Source organism: Neochlamydia sp. TUME1, from assembly GCF_000813645.1.
Taxonomy (GTDB): domain Bacteria; phylum Chlamydiota; class Chlamydiia; order Chlamydiales; family Parachlamydiaceae; genus Neochlamydia.
Map to the genome: position 1 here is coordinate 1 of NZ_JRXI01000113.1, position 5,380 is coordinate 5,380.

The following is a 5,380-nucleotide window of genomic DNA, read 5'->3' on the forward strand; positions in this document are numbered from 1 at the left end:
ATAGACTCGTTGGAAATTTTAAAGGGCGGTGGGAATGTCATATTGAGCCTGACTGGTTGCTTGTTTATCTCAAAACTGATGAAGACATCATTTTTGAAAGAACCGGAACGCATTCCGATCTCTTTAAATAGCTATTAAAAGTCGTCAAAGAAACATTCTCTTTGAAGAATATATTCACGAAAAGCTCTTCTTCCTTCTAGGATGGTCTTAGAACGCATTCCATACTTCCATGAAGCCTTTCTCTGAATAGCTAATCCTTCTGTTATCTTAGCCCCAGTTGACTTTCCACCATTTTAAACTCGATGGGTACCCTCTAAAAAATTTTTAAAAGTTAGCTCTTTTCTTGAAAGTAGGTTTTTTATTAAGTATATATTTACCTAAAAAAAAGCCTTTCAAAAAGATACCATACTTGATCTATCTACAGCCAGTTAACCATCCCCTTTTAAATTTAAAAGGAGAGTCTAGCTAACAACCGCGCCCGGTGAAATATCTTGAATAGAAAGAAGTTCGAGTTTTTTCTCATCAGAGGCCGCTAAAAGCATTCCTTGGCTAACAGTTCCCATTAAAGTGGCAGGCTTTAAATTAGCCACTACGATAACTTTCTTCCCAATCAATGCTTGCGGTTGATACTGTTGGCTGATCCCTGAAACTATCGAGCGAGTCTCAAAGCCAAGATCTACTTCTAGCAACAATAATTTTTTACTTTTAGGCAGGCTCTTTGCATCTTTGATTACCCCTACACGTAAGTCTAACTTCTGCAGCGCTTCAATCTCTACCATTTCTTTTAAAGGAGCGTAAACCATCTGAGAAGGATGATCTTTCTTTGCTTGCTCAGCTAGCACCTGAAGATGATTGAGCTCCTTCTCAATCTGTTCATCCTCTACTTTTTTAAATAGTATCTGGGGCATCTGAAGTTGCTGATGAGCAGGAATAGATGTATTTAAAATTTGAACCCAATTCCCCTTCTCTAGTTGAGAAACATAGCCTAGAAGCTTCCACACTTTATCGGCTGACTCGGGAATGATAGGAGAAGAAATAAGTGCTAAGCATTTTAGACACTCTAAACAACAGGCGATAGTGGTAGCTACCGCATGCTTACTATCGGGGTTTTTTGCTTCCTTCCAAGGTTTTTTAGCATCGAAATAGACATTTCCTAGCTGGGCTAATTCCATAATTAATTGGCTAGCCCGGCGAACTTTAAAGGTTTCATAGCAGCAAGCGGCTTCATTGGCAAGTTTATTAATATTAAGTAAAAATTCTTCATCAATTGGCTCTAGAGCTTGCACGGCAGGCATCTGCCCTTCGCAATGATTTTTAGCAAATACTAAAACACGGTTGACCAAATTTCCATACTTACCTAGCAAGTCCGTATTGCAGCGCGACTGAAAATCTTTCCAGGTAAATTCCGCATCGGATGTTTCAGGAGCATTAGCAGCTAAAGTATAACGAATTTGATCCGTCGTATAATGATGAAAAAATTCTTCCAAATCAATAAACCATCCATCCGATTTGCTAAACTGCCTCCCCTCTAAATTTAAAAATTCATTGGCGGGGAGCTCATCGACTAGTTTAAAAGGTTGATTTTGCCCCATAGTCATAGCGGGAAATATAGCGGCATGAAAAGGGATATTATCCTTACCCAGAAAATGAACCAATTTAGTATTAGGGTCACACCAATAAGATTTCCATAATTCAGGATCGCCTTCTTTTTGAGCCCATTCTACGCTTGCCGATATATATCCAATAGGAGCATCAAACCAGACATATAAAGCCTTTTGCTCCGCTTCAGGTAAAGGAATAGGAATCCCCCAGCTCATATCGCGGGTAATAGCACGCGGGCGTAAATCCTCTATATAGCTTTTGATAAAATTTACAACATTTGGCTTCCAATGCTTGGTCTCCATCCATCTCAAGAGTCTCTCTTTAAACTTATCAAGGAGTAAAAACCAATGCTTGGTAGGGCGAAGGACTAAAGGTGCCTCTGACAGCTGAGAACGAGGATTAATAAGATCTGTGGCTTCGTAGCTAGCGCCACATTTGGGACATTCGTCACCTCGCGCCTGCGCAAATCCGCATTTAGGGCAAGTTCCCACGACATATCGATCGGCTAAAAATCGCTTATCTGCTTCAGAATATAGCTGGTCAGTAACTCTTTCTTCAATATATCCATTGGTCAGCAAGTCTAAAAAATACTGTTGAACTAAGGGCTGATGGCCTTCCCATGTAGTCCTGGAGTAATTATCAAAAGACACATTTAATTTTTTGAAAAATTCTCGATTAATCGTGTGATAAATATCTACATGTTCTTTAGGAGACCGGCCTGCTTTTTCAGCACCGATCGTGATAGCAATCCCATACTCATCTGAACCACACACATACAAAACATCATTTTGCATTAGGCGTTGAAAACGCGCATAGACATCTCCAGGTAGATAAGCACCAGCAATGTGGCCAAAATGGAGCGGCCCATTAGCATAAGGGAGAGCAGAAGTAATGAGTATTTTTTTTTGCATGAGATTATAATATTTCCTATTCAGTCAATTTTCCAAGCTAAGGATACATCTATTCAGAAAGCACTTTTTGGTTTTTGAACCACTAATACTTCTAGATTAGTTAAAGGAACGATTTTCCATCCTAACAATATCTTCTTTTCCATATCCACATATAAAGGGCCAGGAACAGCTTGGGTATAAAACTTTTCCGCCTTACTAGGTGCAGCCTCGGGACTAGAATATTCAGTCTGAAAACCCTCTAATGAAGAATGAGCTGAGCGAATAACTTCTTGTTGATAAATAGATAAGCTTCCCCAGGATACATAATGCCCAGGATAACGCTTGTTAAGAAAGCTCCAATCCACTTTAATTGCCCCATACCAGGTGATAGCATTAGAGAAAACCCGCCTTGTTTCTCTACATAAAGCCGCTTTTTCTAAGTTAAACATGCGATTATCATATTGGTGCATTTCAAAAAGAAAACGTAAAACGCGCTCTTTGCTCTCGTAAGACAGATCTGAAGCACGTCTTAAAGGCATCTTCCCATAAGGACTTTGGCTGGGTGCTTGATTTATTACTTTATATCCAATAATGCCAGTTATTGCAGCAAACATAAGAGTCAATAAGATGGCTACACATAAATAAACAATGTAAGCATAATCAGCAGTAGGATAGGTCTCCAGCATTTTCTTTCCTCATCATGCCACTTAATCGACGAGAATTTTACGAGCTCTTTTTCTCTCTGGAGCTCCTTTAGAAGAGCTTCCTGCGTCTTTTTCTCCCAAATAATGCCGAGTAACCTCTTTCTCCTCCTGCTTCTTATTTTCAAGAGCGACTGGTTCAAGGTGATCTTTGCCCGCAACGATTTCTTCTAAGATCTGTAAGGCTCTATTTTGTGTGTCTGATTTTACACGTGGATCTCGCCCCGTTAAAATCATATTTTCAGCTAAAGAAATGGCATAGCCTACCATCTCAAACTGATTTTTAAATTTCTTTTTTAAGGCTTCATTGGTGATATTTTTTTGTATCATTTATAAACTTCCCTTTCTGTAAATTTAATGTATGCGATGCATTTCAGCTACAATTATACTTTTTAAAGCTTCGTAAGCTACATCCAATTGCTCATTAATAATCTTGTAGTCATATTTCTTTCCTTGCTCTATTTCTCTGCTTACACAGGATAAACGCTCTTCGATCACGCTAAGAGATTCTGTTTGACGCGCTAGCAAGCGCTTTCTTAGTTCTTCAAGGGAAGGGGGTGCTAAGAAAATAAAAGTTCCTTGAATTTTATCTTTTAGTTTAAGCCCGCCTTGTGTATCGATAACCAGGACAATATGGTAACCTTTTTGCTGCTGTTCTTCAATCCAAACACGTGAGGTTCCATAATAGAAGCCATAAAGCTCTACGTACTCTAGAAACTCCCCTGCTTTAATCTTAGCTTCAAAATCATTTTTATCAATGAAATTGTAGTCTACACCATCTGTCTCTCCCAGACGAGGCTTTCTTGTCGTGTAAGAAATACTGGGTTTTACATTCGATAGTTCTTGAACCAGTCTTTTAACTAAAGTCGTTTTACCTGTGCCTGTAGGAGCGCTAATAATAAATATTCGCCCTGTATATTGCTTGCTACTCGACATTTTGAATAATCTCACGAATCCTTTCCAGTAGGCTTTTGATTTCTACGACCCGCCGTGAAACCTCTAGTTCGGAAGATTTTGCTCCAATCGTATTAATCTCTCTATTCAACTCTTGAAGAATAAACTCCAGCTTCTTCGCTACAGCTTCCTTTTGCGAAGATAAGACATCCTTAAATTGCTTAAGATGAGCTTGAAAAAGAGTAATTTCTTCGCTGATGTCAATCCTTTCTGCATAAATTCCTATCTCCCGTAAAAGCCGTTCTTCATCTTCTCTTGGTCCTATGGAAAATTCTTTTAAACGCTCGGCTAGCTTCTCTCGATAGCGTTTAGTCGCCTGAGGGGCATAGTAGGCAATTTGCTCAATATCTTGATGTAGAGTCTCTAAGCCTTGAGAAATATCAATAAATATAGGGCAGCCTCCGTGTAGCTTCATTTCCACAAAGCTTTGCATAGCTTTCTCAAAAGCTGTACTTAGAGCTTCTCGGTAAAGCTCTTCATCATCCATCTGCTCGTCAAATAGCAGGATGCTAGGTTGCTCAGCCAACATTTTCAAGGTTAGCTCGTGCGTTACAGGAAGCTTTAAAGTAAAAGCTAAATCCTCGGCAGCCTTTTGAATCTTTAGGGCTAGAGGGAGATTGGCTACTACATTTAAAGGAGTCGTCTGATTAAATACTACGGAAAACTTAACAGTTATCTGCCCTCTTCCTATTCGCGCAGAAATCCATTTTTTTATTTCAGCATCAAAACGCATTAACTCTTTTGGGAGTAATACATTTATTTCTAAATGCTTACGATTAACCGATTGAATTTCTGCGGTAAATCTTCCTAGTGCTGTCTCTATAGCACCCCGGCCATAAGCCGTCATACTTCTTAACATTTAAAAAAGCTTAAATTTATTAATAAGGGCGTATTTTATCAAAAATTTGCATAAAAATATAGCTTAATCTCTGGCATGTAGAAATTTGGAAGATTGCCTTTATCCTGGCTTGCTTCAAAAATTGCTTATCCATAATTTAGAACCATGATTTCTCACTACATTTTAGAATAGGCCTCTTTCGAAAATGGGATAAAATGTAAATTCTAGTAAAATGGTGGCTCAACATTTAAAGGAGGCACTATGAAATTTGATAAGATAGAGAAGTTAAATGATGAACGCTTTCGCAGATTGACAGGGATAAAACGTAGTACTTTTGATAAGATGGTGCAAATTTTACAGCAAGCCGATGCGGCCAAGAAGATTAAAGGCGGGCG

Annotated in this window: 6 protein-coding genes and 1 pseudogene; 2 read left to right on the forward strand and 5 right to left on the reverse strand. The window is 38.9% G+C overall.

The genetic code is table 11. From position 1 onward, the window contains the following. A partial coding sequence (locus tag DB41_RS12860; RefSeq protein WP_155117584.1) for a type II toxin-antitoxin system YafQ family toxin occupies nt 1-131 on the forward strand: 131 nt, incomplete at its 5' end. A 330-nt stretch (nt 132-461) separates the two neighbouring features. On the opposite strand, the gene metG is transcribed toward DB41_RS12860, so the two are convergent. Genes metG through DB41_RS05115 form a run of 5 tightly spaced genes read right to left on the reverse strand, consistent with a single transcriptional unit; the run spans nt 462 to nt 5,006 of the window. Beyond that, nucleotides 462-2,513, reverse strand: a complete 2,052-nt coding sequence (gene metG / locus DB41_RS05095) for a methionine--tRNA ligase (RefSeq protein ID WP_039385049.1) — start codon at nt 2,511-2,513, stop codon at nt 462-464. A 53-nt stretch (nt 2,514-2,566) separates the two neighbouring features. Then, nucleotides 2,567-3,178, reverse strand: coding sequence for a hypothetical protein (locus tag DB41_RS05100; protein WP_039385051.1), 612 nt, complete (start codon nt 3,176-3,178; stop codon nt 2,567-2,569). A gap of 21 nt (nt 3,179-3,199) precedes the next feature. Beyond that, nucleotides 3,200-3,523, reverse strand: coding sequence for a hypothetical protein (locus DB41_RS10750; protein ID WP_052243922.1), 324 nt, complete (start codon nt 3,521-3,523; stop codon nt 3,200-3,202). 24 nt (nt 3,524-3,547) lie between these two features. Beyond that, on the reverse strand, nt 3,548-4,129 hold the full coding sequence (gene gmk / locus DB41_RS05110; protein WP_039385052.1) for a guanylate kinase: 582 nt from the start codon (nt 4,127-4,129) through the stop codon (nt 3,548-3,550). Next, nucleotides 4,119-5,006, reverse strand: coding sequence for a YicC/YloC family endoribonuclease (locus DB41_RS05115; protein WP_039385054.1), 888 nt, complete (start codon nt 5,004-5,006; stop codon nt 4,119-4,121). The genes gmk and DB41_RS05115 overlap by 11 nt, the downstream gene beginning before the upstream one ends. A gap of 240 nt (nt 5,007-5,246) precedes the next feature. Between DB41_RS05115 and DB41_RS11655 the strand changes: the two are divergent. Then, nucleotides 5,247-5,380 (forward strand): annotated as a pseudogene (locus tag DB41_RS11655) (IS5/IS1182 family transposase); the annotation flags it as partial.